The sequence below is a fragment of the Streptomyces sp. R28 genome (assembly GCF_041052385.1).
Taxonomy (GTDB): Bacteria; Actinomycetota; Actinomycetes; order Streptomycetales; family Streptomycetaceae; genus Streptomyces.
The window spans coordinates 9,492,742-9,516,520 of sequence record NZ_CP163439.1 but is presented as its reverse complement, the minus strand read 5'-3'; the positions used below and the strand labels follow the sequence as shown (position 1 = coordinate 9,516,520).

Below are 23,779 nucleotides of genomic sequence, written 5' to 3'. Positions count from 1 at the left end.
ACCCCGTCGCTCCCTAGCATCGCGGCGCACGGCTCGACGACGCGCCGACGAGAACGAGGAGCAGCGTGTTGGACTGGACGAGAACGCACTCACTGATCCGCAGATCTGTCCCGTCGCCCGCACGGCGGCGGACGACGCTGACCGCTGTGCTGACCGGTGCCCTCGCCGTCGGCCTCCTCGTCGGCGCCTCGAACGCCCGGGGGGAGGCGCCGGAGCCGGCGTCAGGGCCGGCGCACGTCGCGTGCCCCGTCGACCTCGTCGGCAAGGCGCGTTGCTACAGCGGCCGCGACTCCAACGGCGCGTACTACGCGATCGCCGTACCCGCCGACTGGAACGGCTCCCTCGTCGTGCACGCCCACGGCGGCCCGGACCTCGGCGCGAAGTCCGACCCCGCCCGCAGCCTCGACGATCTGGGCCGCTGGACGGTCATGGTGAAGGAGGGCTACGCCTGGGCGGGCTCGTCGTACCGCCGGGGCGGCTACGGGACGCGGATGGCCGCCGCCGACACCGAGAGCGTGCGCCGGCTGTTCGCCGAGGAGTTCGGCACGCCACGGCGGACGTATGTGCACGGCCAGTCGTGGGGCGGGAACGTCGCCGCGAAGGTGGTGGAGACCTACGGCAAGCGCCAGGGGACGTACGACGGTGCGCTGCTCACCAACGGCGTCCTCGCCGGGGGCTCGCGCGGCTACGACTACCGCGTCGACCTGCGCGTCGTCTACCAGTACTACTGCCGCAACCACCCCCGCCCGAGCGAGCCGCAGTACCCGCTGTGGCAAGGACTGCGCGCCGACTCGATCATGACGACCGCCGGGCTGCGCGCCCGGCTGCAGGAGTGCACCGGGTACGCGTCGGCGCCCGAGGAGCGGACCGCCCTGCAGCAGCGCAATCTCGACGACATCCTGGCGGTCACGAAGGTCCCGGAGCACACGCTGGAGTCGCATCTGCGGTGGGCGACCTTCACGTTCCGGGACATCGTGCACCACCGTCTCGGGGGCCGGAATCCGTTCGGAAACCGTGGCGTCCGGTATTCCGGGTCGCATGACGACGAGGCGCTCAACGCCGGCGTCGAGCGGTTCTCCCCGGACCCGACGGCCGTACGCGATCTGTCCTACGACAGCGACCTCACGGGCGAGGTCCCGGTCCCGGTGCTCACCCTGCGCGCCATCGACGACCCGACGGCGTTCGTCGAGCACGAGGCGGCCTACCGGGACACGCTGCGCGGGGCCGGCCGGGGCGGGCGTCTGGTGCAGACGTTCACGCGGGAGCACGAGCACAGCCAGATGAGCGACGCCGAGTACGCCGCCTCCATCGCGGCCCTGGACCGGTGGGTGCGGACGGAGGAGCGGCCGACGGCCCTGTCGATCGCAGCCTCGTGCGCGGCCTTCGACCGTACGTACGCCACCGGCTGCTTCTACGACCCGGCGTTCCGCCCGTCGCCGTACGCCTCGCGCGTCGAGCCGCGCCCGGGCGGGCTGCGGTGGCCCGCCATGACGGCGGCTCAGGAACAGGCCTGGAGCGGCATCAAGGGTGTCGGGATCGCTCCTTGAGCGGCCCGGCGCCGGCCGATGACCATCGTCCTCGCACGGGATCCCTACGTGCCGTCCTCATCGACATCGACGGGGTCCTCACCGTCTCGTGGCGGCCCCTGCCCGATGCGGTCGAGGCGTTGCGGGAGATCCGCGAGTCCGGGCTCGGCGTGGCGCTGGTCACGAACACGACCTCGCGGACGCGGGCGTCGATCGCCCGGACGCTGGCGGACGCCGGGTTCCCGGTGTCCGCGCAGGACATCCTGACCGCGCCCGCCGTCACCGCCGCGTATCTCGCCGAGCACTGTCCGGGGGCGCGGTGTGCGCTGCTGAACAGCGGGGACATCGCGGAGGACCTGGGCGGGATCACCGTCGTCGGCGATGACGAGGGCGACGGTTCCGCTCCGGACGTGGTGGTCGTCGGTGGCGCCGGGCCCGAGTTCGACTACGCGGCGCTCAACCGGGCCTTCGGGCATGTGCAGCGCGGGGCGCGACTGGTCGCCATACACCGGAATCTGTACTGGCGTACCGAGCAGGGGTTGCAGCTGGACACCGGCGCGTTCCTGGTCGGCCTGGAGAAGGCAGCGGGGGTCGAGGCGGAGATCACGGGCAAGCCGTCGGCCGCGTTCTTCGAGGCGGTGCTGGCGCATGTGGGGGTCGGTGCCGAGGAGGCGGTGATGGTGGGCGACGACATCGAGTCCGATGTGCTCGCGGCACAGCGGGCCGGTGTCACGGGCGTGCTGGTCAAGACCGGCAAGTACCTGCCGCAGACGCACCGGGCCGCGAGCGGTACGCCCGACCGCGTGATCGACTCCTTCGCCGATCTGCCGGCCCTGCTGGCGCAACTGCGGGAGTCAGCGCAGCAGTAGCTGTACACCGCCCACGACCGTCGCCGCGATCACGAGTTGCTCGAACAGGCGCTGGTTGATCCGGTGCACAGCCCATTTGCCGAGGAACGCACCGGGCACGACGAACGCCACGAGCGCCGCGTCGAGCAGCAGCGAGGGGCCGTCGATCAGGCCGAGTCCGACGCTGAAGGGCACCTTGGAGACGTTGACGATCAGGAAGAAGAAGGCGGACGTCCCGAGGAAACCGAGCTTTCGGAAGCCGGCCGACAGCAGGTACATCGACATCACCGGGCCGCCCGCGTTGGCGACCATGGTGGTGAAGCCGCCCAGGACGCCGTACGAGCGGGCCTTGACCCGGCCGGCCCGCGTGGTGACCGAGTCCGGTTCCTCCTCCGTCTCGGCCGTACGGCGGCGCCACACCGTCACGCCTGCCATCAGCAGCAGGATCGCGCCGATCGACGTACGGACGATCCCGTCGTCCGCCCACATCAGGAACACCGTGCCGAAGACGACGCCGGCCGCGACCGCGGGGAACAGCCGCCACAGCGTGGGCCAGTGGGCGTGCCGTCGGTAGGTGAGAACGGCGAGCACGTCCCCGGCGATCAGGATCGGCAACAGGACGCCGGTGGAGGCGCGGGCGGGCAGCACGGCGGCGAAGATCGCGAGGCTGACCGTGTTGGCCCCGCTCACGGCCGTCTTCGAGAAGCCGACGAGCAGGGCCGCGAAGGCGAGCGCGGCGAACCCGCCACCGGTGATGTTCCAGAGTGTCATCGTGTCCATGCGGAGACCGATGCTATGTCCGGACAACCGGTGCGGGTAAGGACCGTCTCGCCAAGTGGGAGATTGCTAGTGCCTCTCCACCAGCACCGCACTCCCCTGCCCCACTCCCACACACATGGTCGCCAGCCCCCGCTCCGCCCCCGTCCGCCGCATCCGGTGCAGCAGGGTCGTGAGGATCCGTGCGCCCGAGCAGCCCAGCGGGTGCCCCAGCGCGATCGCGCCTCCGCTGGGGTTGACCAGCTCGGGATCGATGCCGAGCTGGTCGACGCACGCGAGTGCCTGCGCCGCGAACGCCTCGTTGAACTCGGCCTCCTGGATGTCGCCGATCGTCCAGTCGGCGCGGGCCAGGACCTTGCGGGTGGCGGGGACGGGACCGATGCCCATCACGTCGGCGTGGACGCCGGCCGAGGCCCCGGCGACATAGCGGCCGAGGGACTCCAGGCCCAGTTCGTTCAGGGCCTCTTCGCTGACCAGGAGCAGTGCGGCGGCGCCGTCGTTCATCGGTGAGGCGTTGCCCGCCGTAACGGTGCCGCCCTGCCGGAAGACCGGCTTCAGCCGGGAGAGCTTCTCGTACGACGTGTCCGCACGGATGCATTCGTCGCTGTCGACCAGCACCCCGTCCGGGCGCTGAACCGGCAGGAGTTCGTCGTCGAAGTGGCCGTTCTTGCGGGCCTCGGCGGCCCGTTGGTGGCTGCGCAGCGCGAACTCGTCCTGCCGCTCGCGGGGGACGCCGTACCGCTCGGCGACCTCTTCGGCGGTCTCGCCCATGGACAGCAGGCCGTGCAGGTCCTTCATCGCCGGGTTGACCAGGCGCCAGCCGAGGCGGGTGTCGACGGTCTCGATGCGGTGCGGCAGCGCCTCGTCGGGGCGGGGCAGGACGAAGGGGGCACGGCTCATGGACTCGGAACCGCCGGCGAGCACGATGTCGGCCTCGCCTGCCGCGATGGTGCGGGCGGCCGTGGTGACCGCCTCGAGGCCGGAGGCGCACAGGCGGTTGACCGTCGCACCCGGCACCGTCTCCGGGAGGCCGGCGAGCAGTGCGGCCATGCGGGCGACGTTGCGGTTGTCCTCGCCGGCCTGGTTGGCGGCGCCCCAGTAGACGTCGTCGACCCGCGCCGGGTCGAGTGCGGGCACCTCCGCGACGAGACCCCGGATCACGGTCGCCGCGAGGTCGTCGGGCCGTACCGAGGACAGCGCTCCGCGCAGTTTGCCGATGGGGGTGCGGCGGGCGGCCGCGAAGTGGACGGGACGCACGAGGATCTCTCCTGACCGGGCGGTATGAATCGACACCCATTTAATTAGCACCGCTAGTTTTGGACTATAGACCGCCCCGCCGCGCCCTGGGAAGATCCCGGGGCACCTTCACCGACGCAGCCGGAGGGGACGAGGAGACATGGCCGACACCCACGAGCATGTACTTGCTGGAAGCCGGGGACCGATCGTCGTACGCGCATGGCCGAGCCCTCGGCCCCGCTACGTGGCGCTGGTGATCCACGGCTACGGGGAGCACGCCGGCCGGTACGCCGAGGTGGCGGACGTCCTCGTCGAGCACGGTGCGGCCGTGTTCGGGCCCGATCACGTCGGTCACGGGAGGTCGGCGGGCGAGCGTGTGGTGATCGAGGACTTCGAGGACGTGGTCGCCGATGTGCACGCCGTCGCCGACCTGGCCCGGGCCGCGTATCCGGACCTGCCCGTCGTCCTGATCGGGCACTCCATGGGCGGTCTGATCGCGGCCCGCTACGCGCAGCTCCACGGCGACGGACTCGCCGCCCTGGTGCTGTCCGGGCCCGTGATCGGGGACTGGGCCCTGCCCCGGCGGCTGCTCGCCCTCGACGAGATCCCCGACACGCCGATCAGCCCCGCCGCACTCTCCCGCGACCCCGAGGTGGGTGCGGCGTACGCGGCGGATCCGCTGGTCTGGCACGGCCCGATGAAGCGGCCGACGGTGGAGGCGTTCGCCCGGATGCTGGACACCGTGTCCAAGGGCGGCGACCTCGGGCGTCTGCCCCTGCTGTGGCTGCACGGCGACGAGGACCGCCTGGTGCCGCTCCCCGGCAGCCGGGTCGGCGTCGAGGAGCTGCGCGGGAACGAGCTGACCGAGCGCGTCTACCCGGGGGCCCGGCACGAGGTGTTCCACGAGACGAACAGGGCGGAGGTGTTCGCGGACGTGACCCACTTCCTGGACGGCGTGTTCGCACATTGAGACACCTCGCGTTTTGCACAGGTTCGCCCTGGGCACCCGCGCCCGCATGGAGGGGTCGCGGCGTCTGGAGTGGTTACGGCGCCGCACCGTTCCATACCGCCCAGGACACAGCCAGCAGAACAAAGCCAGAAGGAGGAGCTCGGTATGACTGTCGTCAAGAGCACGCTTCCCGAACCGGCTCGCCGGGTCGCCGGGGAGGCCCTGCAGAGCACTCTCGTCGATCTTCTCGGACTCTCGCTGATCGGGAAGCAGGCGCACTGGAACATCGTGGGACCGCGGTTCCGCTCGATCCATCTACAGCTCGACGACGTGGTGTCGGTGGCCCGCTCGTTCTCCGACACGGTCGCCGAACGCTCCGCGGCCCTCGGCCTGCCGCCCGACGGCCGGCCGGAGACCATCGCCGCGGCCTACACGCTGCCCGGCCCCAAGGAGGGCTGGCTGCGCGACACGGAGGTCGTCCAGCTGGTCGTGGACGCCCTGGGGGCGACCATAGAGCGGCTGCGCGAACGTATCGACGCGACCGCCGAGCCGGACCCGGTGACACAGGACCTGCTGATCGGCATCACGAGCGAGCTGGAGAAGCAGCGCTGGATGTTCGACGCCGAGAACTGGCCGCGCGACGAGTGACACGACGGTACGGGGAGCGCCGTACGGAGAATGCCGTACGGGACACGTCGTACGCGAAGAGCCGTACTCGCCAAGGAGAGGCACCAATGACCGACGCCCTCGAACTCGACACGCTGTGGCAGGAGTTCCACCGCGTGGTGAACATGACCTCGCAGGAGCTGGCCACCTGGCTGCGGGTCAGTGACGCGGACGAGGAGACCGAGCCGCTGCCGGACCAGGCCGGCACACCGACCGGGCAGCACGTCCTCGCGATCCTGCAGAAGCGGCGCACCGATCTCACGGACGACGACGTCCAGGTGATGTACGACGTCGTGGACACCGTCAGCGCCGAGGCGGATCTGGAGAACGAGCCCGAGCCCGAACAGACGCGCCGTCGGCATCAGTTGATGACGATCGGCCACGATCCGCTGCGGCCATGAGCGACGACCAGCGCGTGGTACGCGAACTCGTGCGCGCGCACGGGCAGACGTTCGCCGAGGAAGCGGGCATCCCGCTCAAGGACACCCCGCAGCCGCTGTACCGGCTGCTGGTGCTGGCGCTCCTGCTCAGTGCCCGCATCCGCGGATCGATCGCCCTCGACACCGCCCGCGCCCTGTACGAGGCGGGGCTGCGCGATCCGCGCCGCATGGCCGACGCCGACTGGCAGGAGCGGGTGGACGCACTGGTCCGGGGCGGCTATCGGCGCTACGACGAGCGCACCGCCACCCAACTCGGCGACGGAGCCGAGCTGTTGACCGAGCGCTGGGGCGGCGATCTGCGGCGGCTGCGCGAGGAGGCGGACGGCGACGTCGCCGAACTGCGCCGTCTGCTCCAGGAGTTCCCCGGCATGGGTCCGGCCGGCGCCGTCATCTTCCTGCGCGAGGCCCAGCGGGTCTGGCCCGAAGTGGCGCCCTACCTGGACGGCAAGGCGCTCTCGGGCGCGCGGCGGCTCGGCCTGCCCGAGGACCCGGACCGGCTGGCCGACCTCGCCGGCAACACCGAACCGGCCGTGCTCGCCGCCGCGTTGGTGCGTGCGGCCGTCGACAAGGAGGTGGCCGAAGACAGTCTCCGCCGGGCCGCATGATCGTGGAAGACTGCTCGCACGCGCCGTTGTCGAGCACAGGAGGCCCGCGTGACCGGGACCGAGCCGGCCGTCTCACGTATCGACACGAGCAGGCCGCATCCGGCCCGAGTCTACGACTGGTACCTCGGCGGCAAGGACAACTACCCCGTCGACGAGGAACTCGGGCGGCGGATCACCGCGATGCAGGGTGACGCACCCCGGCATGCGCGGGCCAACCGCCGGTTCATGGAGCGGGCCACCCGGGCGGTCGTCCGGGAAACGGGGATCCGCCAGTTCCTCGATATCGGTTCCGGCATCCCCACCGAGCCCAACCTGCACCAGATCGCCCAGTCCGTCGTCCCGGACGCACGGGTGGTGTACGTCGACAACGACCCGATCGTGCTCGCTCACGCCGCGGCCCTGCTGCACGGTACTCCGGAGGGTGTGACCGAGTATCTGCAGGCCGACGCGCGTGAGCCGGAGCGCATTCTCGAACGGGCCGCGTCCGTCCTCGACTTCGACCGGCCCGTCGCCCTGTCCCTGATCGCGCTGCTGCACTTCATCGCGGACGACGACGGTGCCCATCAGCTCGTGGACACTCTGGTCGGCGCGCTGGCGCCGGGCAGCTGTCTGGTGCTGTCGGCGATGACGGCGGACTTCGATCCGGAGAACGTCCGGCGGGGTATCGAGGCCTACACCGCGAGCGGGGTGACGCTCGTGGCCCGTTCACACGCCGAAGTGGGCCGACTCTTCAAGGGACTTGAGCTGCTGGAACCGGGGATCGTCTCCCTGTCGGACTGGCGGCCCGTCGCGGGCGGGAACGCCGGCGAGAACGAGGCGAAGGAAGAGCCCGTCTCGCTGTACGGCGCGGTCGGCTTCAAGCGCTGACCCCGCGCCCACTCCGCGGCGCCCTCGCTCAGCCGAGCAACCACCCTCCGTCCACGCTCAGTTCGACCGCGTTGACCGACCCGTTGCGCAGCAGGAAGTCCACGGCGTCGGCCACGTCGGCCAAGGAGGCGAGCCGCCCCGTGGGGGTCTCGGTGCGCAGGGTGGCGAGTACCTTCTCCGGCTTGTCCCGCCAGTAGGGGCTGTCACCGACGATGCCCGGGTGGACGGCGTTCACCCGGATCGGGGCGAGTTCGACGGCGAGGGTGTGCACCAGACCGCGAACGCCCGCGTTGACCGTCGCCACCGTCGTCGCGCCCGGGTAGGGCCGTTCCTTGGCCTGTCCGCCGAACAGCACGATCGCGCTGTCGTCGTGCAGCCGGGACACCAGGGTGTGCACGACCTCGGTGTAGCCGACGAGTTTGAGGGTGACGAGCCGCAGGGCGGCGTCGATGTCGTACTCGGTGACCTTGTTGTCGTCGCGGGAGACGCCCGCGATGACCAGATGGTCGACGCGCCCGACGTCGGCCAGCGCGGCGGCGATTTCCCCCGGCCGGCCGAGGTCGAGCGCGCTTCCGCGGGCGCCGAACTCCTTGGCGATGGTGTCGGCGCGATGGCCGTCGCGGCCGGTCAGGACGACCTCGTCCCCGCGTCCGGCCCGCATCCGGGCGAACTCCAGGCCGATCCCGGAGGTTCCGCCCACAACGAGGACGCTGTTCATGATTCCAGGGCCTCCCTCAGGTAGTCCCAGTCCCGTGTGAACCGGTAGGAGTGGCGTGGCGGCGGCTGCGGCGCCTGTGTCTCCAGCCAGCGCAGCGGTCCCTGGCCGACGTTGGCGAAGCCGTGCACGCAACCGGCGCCCGCCCAGGCGCAGTCCCCGGGACCGAGCCGGTACCGCTCGCCGTCGAACACCGCCTCCGTCTCCCCTTCGAGGAACAGGTACGTCTCCTCGAAAGGGTGGTCGTGCGTGCCGACGACGCCGTCGGGCGCGTACTGCACCATGAACATCGTCGAGGCGACCGCGCCCAGGTCGCTGTCGACCATCATCTTCACCGTGATCCCGCTGTACACGAGCAGCGCGGTCCGCATGCTCGCCGACGCCGCGAGCAGGTCCTGCGACTGCTTGCCGGGATCCATCTGCGCGGTCTCGAAGTGGCCGAAGGACCGGGTGCGCGGGTCGCGGACGTCGATGCGGACGGGGTCGCGCTCGGGCAGCGCGGGCACCGCCTGGGTGTCGTGGCCGTAGCGGGCGCGTGGCACGGGGGCGAGCATGTCGGCCCAGCGGCCGGCGACGTCCCCGGCGCCGCGCCAGGCGTGCGGAACACCGGTCGGCAGGAGGCCGTAGTCGCCCTCTTCGAGGAGAAACGAGCCTTCGGGAACATCGAGGATCACGGCCCCGTAGAGCACATGGAAGCTCTCCTCGTACGAGTGCACATGGGCCGCGACCCGGCCGTCGGGCCGTATTGCGCACAGGCCGAAGCCGGTGTGCACACTTCCGTCGTCCTCGCCGACCAACGTCCGCCGCCGGTAACCGAGTTCGTCGTACGGCGGCTCCGGGACGTCGACGGCACGGCGCACCAGGTGTCGGGTCATGCCGCGCTCCTCACCTCCTTCGCGGCCAGGAGCCGGTCGCGGGACTCCTGGACCAGGCGCCGGGCCCGGTCGAGGTCGGCCAGGAGCCTGCCGTCGCGCTTGCGGATCACGCCGTCGACGATGACCGTGTCGACGTTGGAGACGTCCGCCGACAGGATCACGGCGGCTGCCGCGTCGTGCACCGGGGCGACGTTCAGCGCGGTGGCGTCGATCGCGACGACGTCGGCGCGCTTGCCGGGAGTGAGGGAGCCGGTGCGCTGTTCGAGGCCCGCCACGTGGGCGCCGTTGCGCGTCGCGATCCCCAGCATCTGACGTGCCGTCAACATCGTGTCCGGCACGGGCATGTTGGCCTTCCAGCAGTCGGCGTTGACGCGGGCGCGTTCGGCGCCGAAGGCCGCGCGGATCTGGGTGAACATGTCGCCGGGCACGGTGGTGACGACGTCGATGCTCAAGGACGGCCGCAGTCCGTGCTCGATGGCCTTCATCACGGGCGGCCAGCCGTGCCCCATCTGCATCTCGACCTGCGGTGCGATCGAGACCGTGCCGCCGCTGTCGGCGACCATCTGCCACTCCTCCTCGCTGAAGTAGCAGCAGTGGACGTAGGTGGTGTCGGAGCCGAGGAGCCCCAGGCCGTGGAGCTGTTTGACCATGCCGAAGCGGCCCGCCAGGCGGCCCATCGCCACATGCACGGTGATCGGGATGTCCAGGTCGCGGGCGAGGGCCCACTCGGCGGTGACGACGTCGTTGGTGCAGAAACCGGGGCCACGGGTGGCCAGTGCCATGGTGAGCAGGCCGTCGTCGGAGGCGAAGTAGGTGCTGCGGATCCGCCGTACGTCGTCGTCCGGTACCGCGATCTTGCTCTCGAACCAGTAGTCGGCGAGCGAGGTGTTGGCGCTGCCGTACGCGTACTGGGCGCGGATGCCGGTCTCCGTGAGCGCCTGGATCGCGGCGTCCGGGTGGGCGGGGGTGTTGTTGATGTGCGACCAGTCGACGAGGGTCGTGATGCCGGCGTTCAGGCACTCCAGGGATCCCGCGAGGTTGCCCGCGTACACGTCCTCGGGGGTGTACAGCGGTGCGAAGGTGTCCAGGATGTCGACGAAGTAGTCGTCCAGGGTGGCGTCGGGGGCGACGCCCCGGATGGGCGCCTCCCAGGTGTGGCGGTGGGTGTCCACGAAGCCCGGGATCACGATCCGTCCGGTCATGTCGAGCACTTCGGCGTCGGCGCTGATCTCCGACTGGACCGCCGTGATCTTCCTGTCCTCGATGAGGACGTCCCCCTGGGGGAGGTCCCCGATGTCGGGGTCCATCGACAGCACGTGTCCTGCGCGCAGGAGTATCCGATGGGGCATCGTTCTTCCTCCCATGGGGTGTTCAGTAGGCGGCGAGGCCGCGTACGGCCGCCACGACCTTGTCGACGGTGGGGATGACCTCCTCTTCGAGGGCGTCGGCGAACGGCAGCGGGACGCACTCCCCCGCCACCCGTCTGACCGGTGCGTCCAGCAGAGCGAACCCCTCGTCGGCGACGACGGAGACGACCGTCGCGCCCCAGCCGCCCTGGTACGGGTTCTCCTCCACGGTGACGAGCCGCGAGGTCCTGCCGAGCGAGGCGAGTACGGTGCTCATGTCCAGCGGCACGAGACAGCGCAGGTCGACGACCTCGGCCTCGATTCCCTCACCGGACAGGAACTCGGCGGCCTTCAGCGCGACCGGCACCATCGAGGCGAGGGCGACGAGCGTGACGTCGGCGCCCTCGCGGACGACGGCGGCGCGGCCCAGCTCGACGACGTGGTCCGGCGGCGGGGGCGCGCCCTTGGTGGCGAGCAGCCCTTTGTGCTCGAAGAAGACGACCGGGTCGTCGCTGCGGATCGCCGCCGCCATCATGCCGATCACGTCGGCGGGGGTCGCCGGTGCCGCGATCTTCAGGCCGGGGATCGTGAACGCCCAGTTCTCGGTGGCCTGGGAGTGCTGGGCGCCGAAGCCGAGCCCGCCGCCGTTGGCGGTGCGCACGACGAGCGGGACGGTGACCTGACCACCCGTCATGTACCGCACCTTGGGGATCTCGTTGGCGAGGTAGTCCCAGCAGCAGGCCAGGAAGTCGGAGAACATGATCTCGGCGACCGGCCGCATCCCGGTCATCGCGGCGCCCATGGCGGCCCCCACGATGGCCTGCTCGGATATGGGCGTGTCCCACACCCGCTCGGGCCCGAACTCCTTGCGCAGCCCGACGGTCGTCTTGAACACCCCGCCCGCCTCGCCGATGTCCTCACCCAGGCACACGACGGTGGGATCGCGCCGCATCTCCCGCGCGATGCCCTCGGCGACCGCCTCCCGGTAGCTGATCACGTCCGCCACGCCGCACCTCCGTCGGCCCATACGTCGGTCAGCGCCTCGCGCGGATCGGGCGCGGGCCCGGCCTTCGCGGCCTCAACGGCCTTCCGTACGGCGACCGTTGCCCGGTCGTCCGCCTCACCGACCACGGCCTCCGGCATGCCCATCTCGACGAGCCGCCCGCGCGCCAGGTCCAACGGGTCGCGCTTCAGCCACCGTTCGACCTCCTCGGCCGGACGGTAGGTGGCCGGGTCGGCGCGGCTGTGCCCGAAGTGCCGGTAGGTCTCCGCCTCCAGCAGTGCGGGCCCGTCTCCTGCCCGGGCCCGCCCCGCGAGCCGGGCCACCGCCTCCTGTACGGCGACGACGTCGTTGCCGTCCACCACCTCGCCCGGGATGCCGTACGCGGGCGCCCGGTCGGCCGCGGGCCGGGGCACCGCCGTGACGTCGGCGATCGGGGTGTACTCCATGTACAGGTTGTTCTCGCAGACGAACAGCACGGGCAGCTTCCACACGGCGGCCAGGTTGAGCGCCTCGTGGAAGGCGCCGATGTTGGTGGCGCCGTCGCCGAAGAAGGCGACGGCGATCTGGTCGGTGCCGCGCAGCCGGGCCGACCAGGCGGCGCCGGCCGCCATCGGGAGGTGGGCGCCGACGATGGCGTACGAGCCGAGCATGCCGGTGGCCGCCTTGGTCAGGTGCATGGAGCCGCCCTTGGCCTTGCACAACCCCGTGGCCCGGCTCATGAGTTCGGCGAGGCACTCCTCAGGGGTGGCCCCGCGTGCCATGGCGTGGTGGTGGCCCCGGTAGGTGGCGAAGACGTAGTCGTCGGGGCGCAGGGCGGCGCTCGCGCCGACGGCGATGGCCTCGTGTCCGGCGGCGAGGTGGGTGGTGCCCTTGACGAGGCCCTGTAGGAACAGGTCGTGGGCGGCCTTCTCCGTACGGCGGATGACGGCCATCTGCTCGTAGGCGGCGAGGAGTTCGGCCGGGTCCATCAGTGCGTCCCGTCGCCGCGGGGGGTGTCGAGAGCGGCTTGTGCCGCGCGGCCCGTGTTCAGGTGGGACTGCGACTCGCGGCGGGTGTTGAGCTCGCCGCCCACCGTCCAGTACTTGCGGCCCGCCACCAGCAGCTCCTCCGCCGGGAACTTGGTGATGACCTCGCAGCCGTCGGCGGTGACGACCAGTTCCTCCTCGATCCGGGCGGCGGACCAGCCGTCGGCGGCGGGCCAGTAGGTCTCCAGGGCGAACACCATGCCTTCTTCGAGGACCTCGGGGTGGTCGAGGGAGACCAGTCGGCTGAAGATCGGCTTCTCCCAGATCGACAGGCCAACGCCGTGGCCGTACTGGAGGGCGAACGCGGCGGTCTCGTCGGCGAAGCCGAACTCCTCGGCTCGCGGCCAGACTTGGACGATGTCGGCGGTCGTGGCACCGGGTCGGACCAGGGCGATGGCCTGGTCCATGTACTCGCGGCAGCGGACGTAGGCGTCGCGCTGGGCGCTGGAAGCGCTGCCGACGGCGAACGTGCGGTAGTAGCAGGTGCGGTAGCCGAGGTGGCTGTGCAGGATGTCGAAGAAGGCCGGGTCGCCGGGGCGGATGAGGCGGTCGCTGTAGACGTGCGGGTGGGGTGAACAGCGCTCGCCGGAGATCGCGTTGACCCCCTCGACGTACTCGCTGCCGAGGTCGTACAGCACCTTGCTGACCACCCCGACGCACTCGTTCTCGCGCACGCCGGGGCGCAGGTAGCCGTACAGCTCCTCGTACGCCGCGTCGACCATGGCGCAGGCCTGAGTGAGCAGGGAGATCTCGTCCGGTGTCTTGATGCGGCGGGCCTCCAGGAAGACCTGCTGTCCGTCGACCACCTCGATGCCCTCCGCGCGCAGGGCGGTGAGGACCGGCATCTCGGCGACGTCGATGCCGAGCGGCTCGCCCGCCAGGCCGTGTTCGCGCAGCTCGGCGGCGATCTTCGCGGCGACGTCCTGGGCGATCCCGGCCTCCGGGTGGAAGGCGCCGCGGAGTGTGGAGATGCCGGCGCGGGCGCCGGTCGGCGGACCGCCCTCCTTGCCGTCGCTGTAGTCGAGCCACGGGTTGTAGAGCTGGTGGTGCCGGGCGGCGGAGCCGAAGTCCCAGACGATCGGTTCGCCGCCGCGCACCAGCAGGGCGAAGCGGATCAGCTTGTCCATCGCCCAGGTGCCGATGTGCGTGGCGGTCATGTAGCGGATGTTGGCGAAGTCGAAGCTGAGCACCGCGCCCAGCTCGGAGCGATTCAGGGTCTCGTTGAGACGGGCCAGCCGCTGCCTGCGCAGCCGGTCCAGGTCGACGCGCTCTTCCCAGTCGACGGCGTTGGGTCCGAATGTGCGGATCGCCATGGCGAACACCCCCACTTCGGAGTGAACGACCGCGCGCCGCGAGTGTCAAGTGTCACTGAACACGAACCAGACGCCCACGGCCGGTACGTCACCATCATTGCGGTAGCGGTGCGGGATCGTCGACTCGAAGCAGACTGCGTCGCCGGGGCGCAGCGTGTACTCGTCGAAACCGAGGGTGAGGATCAGTTCGCCCGAGGTCAGACAGCCGTACTCGGTGCCCGCGTGGCGCATGAGGCCGCCGGAGCTGGAGGAGGCGCCGCCGGGCCGGTACGTCACCTGCAGGAAGTCGACATCGGTGCCGGGAACATGGCCGAGACGCTCCCACACGACACCCGAGTCCAGCTCCAGCACCTCCCGCTCGTCCGGGGTGACCAGGGGGCCGATGCGGCGGCCGGGGTCGGCGGCGAAGGCGGCCAGGGCGTGCAGGACGGTGCCGGGGGCGGCGCTGAGTGCTGCTCCGGGTGCTGCTCCGGGCGCCGTACGGGGCGCCGTGCGGGGCGCTGGTCCGGGTGCGGCCCCGGCCACCGCGCCTGGCGCCGCACCGGCCGCGGTGCCTGGCGCAGCTGCCACCGGGCGCACGGTAGTGGCCTCGCCCGCGTCGAAGAGGGACTCGACGGAGATGCCGAGGGCGGTCGTGATGGCGTACAGCGTGCTGACCGAGGGCTGGCTCTTGCCGTTCTCGATCTGCGAGACCAGGCTCGCCGAGACGCCGACCTCGCGGGCGAGCCCGCGCAGGCTGAGCCCTCGCGCGAGGCGCGCATGCCGGATCCGTGCACCGAGCGACGGCACGGCGGCAGGTGACACGGAGCGCTCCTCTCCCGAACTGGGACTGTGCAGCACCATTGAACAACCGGAGCGGCCCCGGACGCCAGGCCGGGCCGACCCGCACTCGTTCCGTCGTGGTCGACGTGCGCGCGCCTACCGCAGACGTCCGAACTCGCCGAACTCACCCCGCATCAGCGGCGACCGCCCCGCGCCCCGAAGCAGGTGGCGGCACGCGAGCCCCGCCCCTTCCCCTGACAGCGGCCCCTGTCTGACGACGGCCGAAGACCTGCCGGGCACCCGGCTGCGCGCCGCCGCCGTCACCCTTCGGGCCTGTGGCCGTCTTCGCCGTAGCCCGTCAGGACTTCCCCGCCGGAAACACCGCCCGCACCTCCCACCCCACGCCGTCCCGCGGCCCGGCGTGCAGTTCGCCGCCCAGCGCGGTCACCCGTTCCTTCAGGCCGACGAGGCCGAAGCCGCCGCCGTGCGCGGCCGCCGGGAGTTGGGTGCCGCCCCGTCCGTCGTCCGCGACCGACACCTCCAGGCGTCCGGCGTCGTCCCGCAGGCGGACCTCGATGTCGGCCGCGTCGGCCGCGTGGCGCCGGATGTTGGTCAGCGCCTCCTGCACGACCCGGAAGGCCGCGGCCTGCACCTCGTGGGGCAGGTCGTCGGACACGGCGGGGTCGCAGCGCAGGGTGACCTGCTGGATCGGGCTCGCGAACCCGTCGGTCAGGTCGGCGATGGCCGCCAGGTCGCCGACCGGGCGGCGGTCGGCCGCCTCCTCCCCGGTGTCACGCAGCACGCCGACCGTACGGCGCATCGAGGCGAGGGCCTCGGTCGCGGCGCGTTCGATGCCGGCCAGCACCGGGTCGAGCTCCTGCGGCTGGGTCTGCGCCATCATGCGGGCCATCTGCGTCTGCACGAGGATCCCGGTGACATGGTGGGCGACGAAGTCGTGCAGGTCGGCGGCGATGGCGACGCGTTCGGAGCGCCGGGTATCGGTGACGGCGACCGTCCGGCGGTAGTCCAGCGTGCGCAGGTACGCGGCGAGCCCGGCGAAGATGCCGACCAGGACCAGACCGGCCGCCACGAAGCCCAGCACGTCGGCGTCCCACGGCCCGAGATACCGAACCGGCAACAGCAACAGCGCGCCCACGTCGAGGGCTCCGCACCCCCAGGCCCAGCGCGGCGGGCAGTGCCGTACCGCGACGAACAGCAGGCAGAGCAGGATCAGGACCTCGCCGGGTCCGAAGATGTTCGCCTTGAGGGTCACCAGGGAGGCCACCGAGTACAGGGCCGAGATCAGGGCGGGCACGGCGGTGCGCACCTGCGGCGTGATCCGTTCGGGCCGCCGCTCGTCCGGCCACAGCACGGCGGCCAGGCCCACGAGCAGCACGGCCAGGATCGGCCAGACCGGGCTCGCCGTCGGCAGGACGCTCGTCCCGTCGGCACCCGCGTACAGGACGTCGACGACACAGGCGGCCAGCAGGACGCCGACGGCGAAGCCCCAGGCGCAGCCGCGGGGGGAGACGGACTTCATGCCGATCACGGTAGGCGAGGCCGTGCTCGGCGGGATCGGCCGATCGGCCGAGGGACCGGTCGCTGACGCCGGCCTTATGGCCGAGGCGCGCGCCCGGGCGCGGGCGCGAGGGTGGAGCCGCATCCTCACCACGGACATCAGGAGTACGCGATGGAACGCAGCAAGTTCCTCGTCGTCGGCGGCGTGACCGCTGCGGTCGCGGGCCGCACCGAGGGCAGGATCCACCCGCTGCCCTGGGTCGGCGACAAGGTCTCCGGCGTCACCTGCCCGACCGGCCTCAAGGCCGTGGCGGGAGCCACCATCACCTGCACCGGCGAGAACAGCGACGGCGCGACCGTCGACATCCCCGTCCGTGTGACCCAGGCCGACGCCAAGAGCGTCACCTGGAAGTTCGAGCGCTGAGAAGGGCCACGACACACCATGAGCACCGTTCTGGCCGGTTACGGCCTAGTGAAGCAGTACGGCTCCACCACCGCCCTGGCCGGCGTCGACGTGCAGGTCCGTGAGCGCGACTCGCTGGCGATCATGGGCCCGTCCGGGTCCGGCAAGTCCACGCTGCTGCACACCCTCGCCGGGATCATCCGGCCCGACGGCGGCCAGGTGCTGTTGCACGGCGAACGCCTGGACAACCTGGGCGAGAACCGGCTGAGCGCGCTGCGCCGCAAGCGGTTCGGGTTCGTCTTCCAGTTCGGCCAGTTGCTGCCGGAGCTGCCCGCCGAGGAGAACGTCGCCCTGCCGCTGATGCTGGAGGGCATGCCGCGCCGGCAGGCCGTGGCCCGGGCCCGCCGCTGGTTCGCGCCGCTGGGCCTGGACGGGCTAGAGCAGCGCCGCCCCGGGCAGCTCTCCGGCGGACAGGCGCAGCGCGTCGCCGTCGCCCGCGCGCTGGCCGTCGAGCCGGACGTCGTCTTCGCCGACGAGCCCACCGGCGCGCTGGACCAGCGCACCAGCTCCGAAGTGATCCAGCTCCTGACCTTCGCGGCCCGGGACACCGGCGCCGCCCTGGTGATGGTCACTCATGACGCCGACGTCGCCGCCCACTGCGACCGCGTCCTCCAGGTCCGGGACGGCCGGATCAGCACCCACAGCCAGTTCACGGTCGCCTGACCCCGCCTTTCCCCGGAGCCCGCCATGCGTTCCCCCGTCCTGCCCCTGACCTGGCACCTGACCAGATCCTCCGGCCGCCGCGGCCTGCAGAGCCACCTCCTGGCAGCCGGGGCCGCGGCCGTCGGCGCGTTCGTGATGCTGGTGATCATCGCCGCCACCCTCGGCGCCGGCACCCGCGCCGACCACACCACCTGGCGCACCCCGGACGCCGTACCGGCCGAGCAGGCCACCGCGGTCCAGGCACTCGCCACGACGTACGTCCGCCACGAGCCTGTCGCGGTCGTCTCCCTGGCCCAGCTCTCCGGCCGAGGGCACACGCCCGCGCCGCCCGGCCTGAGCTCCTTCCCGAAGCGGGGCGAGGTGTACGTGTCCCCCGCCCTGGCGGAGTTGCTGCACAAGCTGCCCGCGAACCAACTCGCCGACCGCTTCCCGAAGGTGAAGTCCTACGGCACGATCGGCACCGCCGGTCTCGCCTCCCCCGACGATTTCGTCGCCGTCATCGGACGGGCGCCGACCGACCCGGCCGTCTCGAAGGCCGCCGGGGACACCTCCTCCTGGTTCGACACCGCGCAGCTGGAGCGAGCGGAGATCTCCGGGTTCGGTGGCGACACGGCGAGCGTGTTCACCTCCGGCGACCAGGGAATCGCCGTCATGGGTGTGGTCCTGCTCGCGATGCCCGTCGTCGTGCTGTCGGCGGCTGCCGGACGCCTCGGCGCGGCCCGGCGCGAGCAGCGGCTCGCCGCCCTGCGGCTGGCCGGCGCGACCCCGCGCCAGATCATCGCCATGACCGCCCTGGAAGCGGTGGCACTCGGCGCGGCCGGGGCGCTGACCGGGGCGCTCGCGTACGTGGTGTTGCTGCCCGCGCTCGCTCAGGTGCCGTTCGGTGTGGGCACCTGGTACGTCGACACGTTGTGGGTCGGACTGCCCTGTCTCGCGACGGTCGTGGCCGCGGTCACCGCCCTCATCACCGTCAGCGCGGTCTCGATGCTGCGCCAGGTCGCCACCTCGCCCCTCGGCGTGGCCCAGCAGGCCGACCCCCGGCGCACCCGCGTGATCCGCCTCGCCTTCTTCGCGGCGGCGCTGGCCGTCATCTTCGTGTTCAGCGGCGGGGGCCTGCGGGCGAAGCAGGCCGTCGCCCTGCTCCTGCTGTTCTACGGCGCGTTCTGGCTGTTCGGCCCCTGGGTGGTGGACCGGCTCGGCCGCCTGGTGAGCCGCTTCGCCAGGCGCCCGGCGACCCTGCTGGCCGGCCGTCGGCTCAGCGACGACCCGCGCGGCGCCTGGCGCACCGTCAGCGGACTGGTGCTGGCCGGATTCGCCGCCGGGTTCTTCGCCGTCAGCCTCCTCGGCGCCGACACCTCCCCGTATCAGGGCCAGGTCGCCGTGACCACGGCCCACGCCTCCGAAGCCCGGCAGACCGCCGCCGAGGCGCGCACCCTGCTGCACCGGGCGGGCGTGACCGCGACCGTCACCACCGGCCGCGCCGACGCCTACGACAACCTCCTCGGCGGCGGCACCGGCGTCATCGCCCATGTCGAGGGCGGCCAGGAGCAGCTGGACACGGCCGTCACCGCCCTCACCCCGCTCGGCGCGGGCCGGTTCCCCTACGGCCAGGACTACGCCGGCGGCTCGGACAAGGCCACGTTCGACCGTCTGGACGCCGTCACCATCGGCACCCTGGCGCTGAGCTTCCTCGTCGCCGCCACCTCCGCCGGCCTGACCGCCGCCGCGAACGTCCTCGACCGGCGCCGCGTCTACGGCCTGCTGCGGCTGGCGGGAACCCCGTTGAAGGTGCTGGACCGGGCGCGGGTCCGGGAGACCGTCATCCCCCTGGTCGTCCTGGCCGGCGGCACCACCGCCATGGGGGCCTACGGCTCCTACCAGCTCAACAAGGCGGCCGGCGCCACGATCAACCCCTCCGGGGCGATCGAACTCGTCGTCTGTGTCGTCGTCGGCGCGCTCGCCGTGTTCGCCGCGATCTCCGGCAGCCGGCCGCTGCTGCGGAAGGTGACCGCCGACCCCGCGCAGACCGCCGACTGAGAGCCGACCGACCGCCGAGGGGCCTGCCCGCAGCTCGCAGCTGGGGGCGGGCCCCGCCATGAACCCGTAGGGCATGATCGAGCCATGACCGCCCCGACCCCGCCCGGCGCGCCCATCCGCGTCCTCATCGCCGACGACCAGGAGATGATCCGCACCGGCTTCCGCTTCTTCCTCAACGCCCAGCCCGACATCACCGTGGTCGCCGAGGCCGCCGACGGCGAGGAGGCGGTGGCGCTGGCCCGGCGGGAGCGGCCGGACGTGTGTCTGCTGGACATCCGGATGCCGAAGCTGGACGGTCTGGAGGCGACCCGGCTGCTGGCGGGTCCCGAGGTGGCGGACCCGATGCGGGTGGTCGTGGTGACGACTTTCGACCTCGACGAGTACGTGTACGGGGCGCTGCGCGGCGGCGCGTGCGGCTTCCTGCTGAAGGACTCGGGGCCGACCCTCCTCGCGGAGGCGGTCCGCGCCGCCGCGGCCGGCGACTCGCTGGTCTCGCCGTCGGTCACGGTCCGCCTGCTCAAGCACCTCACCGCCCCGCAGACCGTCTCCGCCGCCCCGGCGAAGCCCGCCCCGCCCACGGAGCCCCTCACCGACCGCGAGCTCGACGTCGTCCGGCTGGTCGCCCTCGGCCGTACGAACGCCGAGATCGCCGCGGAGCTGTACGTCTCCCTGTCCACGGTCAAGACGCACCTGTCCAGCGTCCAGCTCAAACTGTCCGCCCGGAACCGCGTCGAGATCGCCGCCTGGGCCTGGCAGCACGGGTACGGACAGCCCGGAACGTGACCTGTCCGGCCTCCCGGCCGCGCTCACCCGAACGGGCCGGTGCCGCTGGTGGGCCGCAAGGGCCGATGGTGCGCTGAGAACACGTGTCCCGTGTCCTCTCACGTATCCCGCGTCCTCAGGAGACCCGCAATGAGCCGTCGTCCTTCCCGCTCCGTCCGCGTCGTCGCCTCGGCCCTGGCGGCAGGCTCGCTGCTGACCACCGCGGCCTGCTCGGACGACGGCGCCGGAGACGGTTCGCGGGCCTCGGACGTCTCCGCGTCACCGCTCGCCCGGAAGCAGCCGAGCTCCTCTCCCAGCCCCGCCCTGACCGAGGCCGGCGCACAGGCGGCGCTGATCACCGAGGCGGACATCGAGGACGACTGGACACAGGTCAAGGACACCGAGGCCGAGAGCTGGCACGACAGCCTGCTCATCGGCACGGTCGACGTCTCGGACTTCCTCACCGCCAAGGCCGACGCCGCCGACTGTCAGCGGCTGCTCGACTCCCTCTTCGACGACGACCTGCTGGGCAGGCCGTCGGGGGCGTCCGCGCTGCGCGGCTTCGAGCAGGGCGACTCCCGACTGCTGTACCAGGTCGCCGCCTATGACCGGACCGACCCGCAGGACTCCCTGGACTGGATGGCGACCCTGCCTCAGAAGTGCGACCAGTTCACCGCGACCGACAACGGCGAGGAGCGCACCGTCCAGGTCATCGAGACCTCGCTGCCCGACGTGGGCGACGCCCGCGAGGGCCTGCTCGTGACGGTGAAGGGCACGGCCGACGACGCGCCCGCCACGCTCACCCTGGAGGTCGCCGCCGTACGCGTCGGTGCCGACGCGATCACCGTCACGGCGGGCGGCCTCGACGGCGCCGAGGAGGACTCCGTCAAGGAGGCCCTGAAGACCGGCACCCAGCGCCTCAAGGACGTCCAGGCCGGCAAGACGCCCGCGGCGAGCCCGAGCGAGATCGAGTGATGCCTGCCGCGGTTCTCTTCGCCGCACGCCAACGGCCGTAGCGGCTCTGCCGATTCCCGGGACAGCGTGATCAACGGAACGGCACAATGGCGGCGATGGCCGGTTTCGGTCGTTCGTGCGAGGAGAGGACGAGTCGTGAGTGAAGGCCACACCCCGTCGGGCGGGTCGGCGAGGCTGAACACCGGTGTGGCGCACAACGCGCGCGTGTGGAACTACTGGATCGGCGGCAAGGACAACTACGAGGTCGACCAGCAGGTCGGCGAGCAGGTCGCCGGGATGTTCCCGATCATCCGGGACATCGCCCGCGCGGACCGCGAGTTCCTCGGCCGGGCGGTGCGCTTCGTGGCCGAGGAGCGGGGCGTACGGCAGTTCCTGGACGTCGGCACCGGGCTGCCGACGGCGGAGAACACCCACGAGATCGCCCAGCTGGTCGCGCCCGACTCCCGGATCGTGTACGTCGACAACGACCCGATCGTCCTCGTGCACGCCCGCACCCTGCTGACCGGCACCCGTGAGGGCGTCACCGCCTACATCGACGCCGATGTGCACGACCCGGACGCCATCATCGAACGCGCCGGGCAGACCCTGGACTTCACCGAGCCCGTCGCCGTGATGATGCTGGGCATCCTCAACTTCGTCCTGGACTACGACAAGGCCCGCGAGATCGTACGGCGCGTCCTGGCCGCGGTCCCCTCCGGCAGCCTCCTGGTCCTGACCCACCCGACGTTCGACTCCGAGCTCGGCGGCGAGGGCCAGATCCCGGCGATGAAGTTCTGGAACGAGAACGCCACGCCGCCGATCACTGCCCGCAGCGGCACGGACATCGCCGCCTTCTTCGACGGCTTGGAGCTGCTGGAGCCGGGCATGGTGTCCTGCTCGCAGTGGCGCGCCTCGGGCTCGCCCGCCCCGGTGCCGCAGTACGGCGCGGTGGCCGTGAAGCCCTGACGCCCAGCAGGGACCGCCCGGACCGGCGCGGACCGGCCGAGCTCGCCTAGGAGAGCGTATGACCACCCTTGCCGACCCCGTTCCGGGAGGGCGTCCCGGTGACGTCGAACGGGCCGGGGCACTCAGCGGCGAGCTGTCCGGGCGGGGCGTGCACGGGATCGTCCTGGCCTACGTCGACACGGCGGGCATCGGCCGGGTGAAGACGATCCCGACGGCGAAGCTGGCCTCGGCGGCGGCCTGGGGCGTCGGGATGTCGCCGGTCTTCGACACCTTCCTGGCGGACGACTCCATCGTCACGACCGACGTCCTCGGCTCCCCGGACGGCGACCTGCGCCTCTACCCGGACCTGGACCAACTGGCGGAGCTGTCCGGCCAGCCCGGCTGGGCGTGGGCGCCGGTCGACCGGATCACCCAGGAGGGCGAGCGGCATCCCGGATGCAGCCGTACCTTCCTGCGGCGGACGGTCCAGGAGGCTTCCGACCGCCACGGCGTCACCTTCAAGGCGAGCATCGAGATCGAGTGGGCTGTCGGCCGACCGCCAGGCCCTGACGGCGAGTTCGTGCCGGCGGTGACCGGCCCGGCGTACGGCGCCACCCGCCAGGTCGAGTGGAGCGACTGCGCGGCCGATCTGCTGGCGGCGCTCGCGCGGCAGGGCGTGGAGGTCGAACAGCTCCATCCCGAGTACGCGGCCGGGCAGTTCGAACTCTCGGTGGCCGCGCTCGACCCGGTGGCGGCGGCCGACCGCAGCGTGCTGGTACGGCAGACGATCCGTGCGGTGGCCCAGCGCCACGGGCTCGCGGTGTCCTTCGCCCCGGCGGTCCTCGGGCAGGGCGTCGGCAACGGCGGCCATGTCCACCTCTCCGCCTGGCGCGACGGCGTGAACCTGCACGCGGGCGGTGACCGCCGCCACGGCATGCGCCCCGAAGCCGAGTCCGTCGCGGCCGGCATCCTCACTCACCTCCCCGCCCTCACCGCGGTGACCGCGCCGAGCCCGGCCAGCTATCTGCGCCTGCAACCCTCCCGGTGGGCAGGGGTGTTCACGGCCTGGGGCCGCGAGACACGGGAGGCCTGTCTGCGTGTGGTCACCGGCACGTCGGGCCATCGCGCCCGAGTGGCCAACCTGGAGATCAAGCCGGTGGACCTGGCCGCCAACCCGTATCTCGCCCTCGGCTGCCTGATCACCGCCGGACTGGACGGGCTGACGTCGGGCGCGCGGTTGCCCCAGGAGATCACCGGGGATCCGGCACATCTGGGCGCGGACGAGGCGACGGCTCTGGGGGTCCGCAGACTGGCGACCTCGCTGGGCGAGGCCGTCGAGGAGTTCCGCACGGACGAGCCGCTGCGTGCCGCGCTGGGCCCGGTCCTCGCCGACGCCGTGATCGCCGTACGGCAGGGCGAGATCGCCGCCGTCGCCGGGCTGGACGACGACCAGGTGGCGGCGACGTACCGCTGGAAGTACTGAC

24 protein-coding genes are annotated in these 23,779 nt (G+C 72.0%); 14 read left to right on the top strand and 10 right to left on the bottom strand.

Annotation, left to right across the window (positions count from 1 at the left end; translation table 11 throughout):
* Nucleotides 1–68 precede the first annotated feature (68 nt).
* Together AB5J49_RS41765 and AB5J49_RS41760 are read left to right on the top strand one after the other, a co-directional pair.
* Nucleotides 69–1,547 carry a hypothetical protein gene (locus AB5J49_RS41765; protein WP_369174085.1) on the top strand — a complete coding sequence of 493 codons (1,479 nt, stop codon included), beginning with the start codon at nt 69–71 and terminating at the stop codon, nt 1,545–1,547.
* Nucleotides 1,544–2,395, top strand: coding sequence for a TIGR01458 family HAD-type hydrolase (locus tag AB5J49_RS41760; protein WP_369174084.1), 852 nt, complete (start codon nt 1,544–1,546; stop codon nt 2,393–2,395). Before AB5J49_RS41765 ends, AB5J49_RS41760 begins: the two co-directional genes overlap by 4 nt.
* Here AB5J49_RS41760 and AB5J49_RS41755 read toward each other — a convergent pair.
* Nucleotides 2,381–3,154 (bottom strand): sulfite exporter TauE/SafE family protein, encoded by a 774-nt coding sequence (locus AB5J49_RS41755; protein ID WP_369174083.1) that lies wholly within the window; start codon nt 3,152–3,154, stop codon nt 2,381–2,383. The two genes, AB5J49_RS41760 and AB5J49_RS41755, sit on opposite strands and share 15 nt — an antisense overlap.
* Nucleotides 3,155–3,220: 66 nt before the next feature.
* Entirely contained in the window at nt 3,221–4,408 is a 1,188-nt protein-coding gene (locus AB5J49_RS41750; protein ID WP_369174082.1) for an acetyl-CoA C-acyltransferase, read from the bottom strand.
* Between the two features lie 139 nt (nt 4,409–4,547).
* On the opposite strand from AB5J49_RS41750, the gene AB5J49_RS41745 reads away from it, so the two are divergent.
* From AB5J49_RS41745 to AB5J49_RS41725, 5 genes are all read left to right on the top strand, one after another.
* Nucleotides 4,548–5,357, top strand: coding sequence for a lysophospholipase (locus AB5J49_RS41745; RefSeq protein WP_369174081.1), 810 nt, complete (start codon nt 4,548–4,550; stop codon nt 5,355–5,357).
* Nucleotides 5,358–5,501: 144 nt separating this feature from the next.
* Nucleotides 5,502–5,984 (top strand): Dps family protein, encoded by a 483-nt coding sequence (locus AB5J49_RS41740; RefSeq protein ID WP_369174080.1) that lies wholly within the window; start codon nt 5,502–5,504, stop codon nt 5,982–5,984.
* An 86-nt stretch (nt 5,985–6,070) separates the two neighbouring features.
* Nucleotides 6,071–6,403 (top strand): DUF3140 domain-containing protein, encoded by a 333-nt coding sequence (locus AB5J49_RS41735; protein WP_369174079.1) that lies wholly within the window; start codon nt 6,071–6,073, stop codon nt 6,401–6,403.
* Nucleotides 6,400–7,047 (top strand): endonuclease, encoded by a 648-nt coding sequence (locus AB5J49_RS41730; RefSeq protein WP_369174078.1) that lies wholly within the window; start codon nt 6,400–6,402, stop codon nt 7,045–7,047. Before AB5J49_RS41735 ends, AB5J49_RS41730 begins: the two co-directional genes overlap by 4 nt.
* Nucleotides 7,048–7,095: 48 nt before the next feature.
* Nucleotides 7,096–7,914: an SAM-dependent methyltransferase gene (locus AB5J49_RS41725; RefSeq protein ID WP_369174077.1), complete on the top strand. Its 819-nt coding sequence runs from the start codon at nt 7,096–7,098 to the stop codon at nt 7,912–7,914.
* A gap of 28 nt (nt 7,915–7,942) precedes the next feature.
* Here the strand turns inward: AB5J49_RS41725 and AB5J49_RS41720 are convergent, their stop codons facing one another.
* The 8 genes from AB5J49_RS41720 to AB5J49_RS41685 all read right to left on the bottom strand — a co-directional run bounded on the left by AB5J49_RS41720 (nt 7,943) and on the right by AB5J49_RS41685 (nt 16,493).
* Complete coding sequence (locus tag AB5J49_RS41720; protein ID WP_369174076.1) at nt 7,943–8,632, bottom strand: SDR family oxidoreductase; 690 nt, start codon at nt 8,630–8,632, stop codon at nt 7,943–7,945.
* The gene (locus AB5J49_RS41715) at nt 8,629–9,504 is read right to left on the bottom strand and encodes a cupin domain-containing protein (RefSeq protein WP_369174075.1); all 876 of its coding nucleotides are present in this window, start codon (nt 9,502–9,504) and stop codon (nt 8,629–8,631) included. The genes AB5J49_RS41720 and AB5J49_RS41715 overlap by 4 nt, the downstream gene beginning before the upstream one ends.
* Nucleotides 9,501–10,853 carry an amidohydrolase family protein gene (locus AB5J49_RS41710; RefSeq protein ID WP_369174074.1) on the bottom strand — a complete coding sequence of 451 codons (1,353 nt, stop codon included), beginning with the start codon at nt 10,851–10,853 and terminating at the stop codon, nt 9,501–9,503. The genes AB5J49_RS41715 and AB5J49_RS41710 overlap by 4 nt, the downstream gene beginning before the upstream one ends.
* A gap of 22 nt (nt 10,854–10,875) precedes the next feature.
* Nucleotides 10,876–11,856, bottom strand: coding sequence for an alpha-ketoacid dehydrogenase subunit beta (locus AB5J49_RS41705; RefSeq protein WP_369174073.1), 981 nt, complete (start codon nt 11,854–11,856; stop codon nt 10,876–10,878).
* Complete coding sequence (locus tag AB5J49_RS41700; protein WP_369174072.1) at nt 11,844–12,821, bottom strand: thiamine pyrophosphate-dependent dehydrogenase E1 component subunit alpha; 978 nt, start codon at nt 12,819–12,821, stop codon at nt 11,844–11,846. The genes AB5J49_RS41705 and AB5J49_RS41700 overlap by 13 nt, the downstream gene beginning before the upstream one ends.
* Nucleotides 12,821–14,191 (bottom strand): M24 family metallopeptidase, encoded by a 1,371-nt coding sequence (locus AB5J49_RS41695; RefSeq protein ID WP_369174071.1) that lies wholly within the window; start codon nt 14,189–14,191, stop codon nt 12,821–12,823. The genes AB5J49_RS41700 and AB5J49_RS41695 overlap by 1 nt, the downstream gene beginning before the upstream one ends.
* 45 nt (nt 14,192–14,236) lie before the next feature.
* Nucleotides 14,237–14,995: a helix-turn-helix domain-containing protein gene (locus tag AB5J49_RS41690; protein ID WP_369174070.1), complete on the bottom strand. Its 759-nt coding sequence runs from the start codon at nt 14,993–14,995 to the stop codon at nt 14,237–14,239.
* A gap of 316 nt (nt 14,996–15,311) precedes the next feature.
* Nucleotides 15,312–16,493, bottom strand: coding sequence for a sensor histidine kinase (locus AB5J49_RS41685; RefSeq protein ID WP_369174069.1), 1,182 nt, complete (start codon nt 16,491–16,493; stop codon nt 15,312–15,314).
* Nucleotides 16,494–16,643: 150 nt separating this feature from the next.
* Here AB5J49_RS41685 and AB5J49_RS41680 point away from each other — a divergent pair, with 150 nt between their 5' ends.
* From AB5J49_RS41680 to AB5J49_RS41650, 7 genes are all read left to right on the top strand, one after another.
* Nucleotides 16,644–16,895 (top strand): DUF4333 domain-containing protein, encoded by a 252-nt coding sequence (locus AB5J49_RS41680; protein ID WP_369174068.1) that lies wholly within the window; start codon nt 16,644–16,646, stop codon nt 16,893–16,895.
* An 18-nt stretch (nt 16,896–16,913) separates the two neighbouring features.
* A complete protein-coding gene (locus AB5J49_RS41675) occupies nt 16,914–17,597 on the top strand; it encodes an ABC transporter ATP-binding protein (RefSeq protein ID WP_369174067.1) in 684 nt (227 codons plus the stop codon).
* Nucleotides 17,598–17,621: 24 nt separating this feature from the next.
* On the top strand, nt 17,622–19,634 hold the full coding sequence (locus tag AB5J49_RS41670; protein WP_369174066.1) for an FtsX-like permease family protein: 2,013 nt from the start codon (nt 17,622–17,624) through the stop codon (nt 19,632–19,634).
* A gap of 84 nt (nt 19,635–19,718) precedes the next feature.
* Nucleotides 19,719–20,417, top strand: a complete 699-nt coding sequence (locus tag AB5J49_RS41665) for a response regulator (protein WP_369174065.1) — start codon at nt 19,719–19,721, stop codon at nt 20,415–20,417.
* A 129-nt stretch (nt 20,418–20,546) separates the two neighbouring features.
* Nucleotides 20,547–21,371, top strand: a complete 825-nt coding sequence (locus AB5J49_RS41660) for a hypothetical protein (RefSeq protein ID WP_369174064.1) — start codon at nt 20,547–20,549, stop codon at nt 21,369–21,371.
* A gap of 135 nt (nt 21,372–21,506) precedes the next feature.
* Nucleotides 21,507–22,316 (top strand): SAM-dependent methyltransferase, encoded by an 810-nt coding sequence (locus tag AB5J49_RS41655; protein WP_369174063.1) that lies wholly within the window; start codon nt 21,507–21,509, stop codon nt 22,314–22,316.
* Between the two features lie 58 nt (nt 22,317–22,374).
* Nucleotides 22,375–23,778, top strand: coding sequence for a glutamine synthetase (locus AB5J49_RS41650; protein WP_369174062.1), 1,404 nt, complete (start codon nt 22,375–22,377; stop codon nt 23,776–23,778).
* Nucleotide 23,779 lies beyond the last annotated feature (1 nt).

Excerpts from the sequence above, each read along its gene's own strand:
- AB5J49_RS41755 (WP_369174083.1), bottom strand. The coding sequence starts at position 3,154 with ATGGACACGATGACACTCTGGAACATCACCGGTGGCGGGTTCGCCGCG.
- AB5J49_RS41745 (WP_369174081.1), top strand. The coding sequence starts at position 4,548 with ATGGCCGACACCCACGAGCATGTACTTGCTGGAAGCCGGGGACCGATC.
- AB5J49_RS41740 (WP_369174080.1), top strand. The coding sequence starts at position 5,502 with ATGACTGTCGTCAAGAGCACGCTTCCCGAACCGGCTCGCCGGGTCGCC.
- AB5J49_RS41735 (WP_369174079.1), top strand. The coding sequence starts at position 6,071 with ATGACCGACGCCCTCGAACTCGACACGCTGTGGCAGGAGTTCCACCGC.
- AB5J49_RS41730 (WP_369174078.1), top strand. The coding sequence starts at position 6,400 with ATGAGCGACGACCAGCGCGTGGTACGCGAACTCGTGCGCGCGCACGGG.
- AB5J49_RS41720 (WP_369174076.1), bottom strand. The coding sequence starts at position 8,632 with ATGAACAGCGTCCTCGTTGTGGGCGGAACCTCCGGGATCGGCCTGGAG.
- AB5J49_RS41715 (WP_369174075.1), bottom strand. The coding sequence starts at position 9,504 with ATGACCCGACACCTGGTGCGCCGTGCCGTCGACGTCCCGGAGCCGCCG.
- AB5J49_RS41710 (WP_369174074.1), bottom strand. The coding sequence starts at position 10,853 with ATGCCCCATCGGATACTCCTGCGCGCAGGACACGTGCTGTCGATGGAC.
- AB5J49_RS41700 (WP_369174072.1), bottom strand. The coding sequence starts at position 12,821 with ATGGACCCGGCCGAACTCCTCGCCGCCTACGAGCAGATGGCCGTCATC.
- AB5J49_RS41695 (WP_369174071.1), bottom strand. The coding sequence starts at position 14,191 with ATGGCGATCCGCACATTCGGACCCAACGCCGTCGACTGGGAAGAGCGC.
- AB5J49_RS41685 (WP_369174069.1), bottom strand. The coding sequence starts at position 16,493 with ATGAAGTCCGTCTCCCCCCGCGGCTGCGCCTGGGGCTTCGCCGTCGGC.
- AB5J49_RS41680 (WP_369174068.1), top strand. The coding sequence starts at position 16,644 with ATGGAACGCAGCAAGTTCCTCGTCGTCGGCGGCGTGACCGCTGCGGTC.
- AB5J49_RS41675 (WP_369174067.1), top strand. The coding sequence starts at position 16,914 with ATGAGCACCGTTCTGGCCGGTTACGGCCTAGTGAAGCAGTACGGCTCC.
- AB5J49_RS41670 (WP_369174066.1), top strand. The coding sequence starts at position 17,622 with ATGCGTTCCCCCGTCCTGCCCCTGACCTGGCACCTGACCAGATCCTCC.
- AB5J49_RS41665 (WP_369174065.1), top strand. The coding sequence starts at position 19,719 with ATGACCGCCCCGACCCCGCCCGGCGCGCCCATCCGCGTCCTCATCGCC.
- AB5J49_RS41660 (WP_369174064.1), top strand. The coding sequence starts at position 20,547 with ATGAGCCGTCGTCCTTCCCGCTCCGTCCGCGTCGTCGCCTCGGCCCTG.
- AB5J49_RS41650 (WP_369174062.1), top strand. The coding sequence starts at position 22,375 with ATGACCACCCTTGCCGACCCCGTTCCGGGAGGGCGTCCCGGTGACGTC.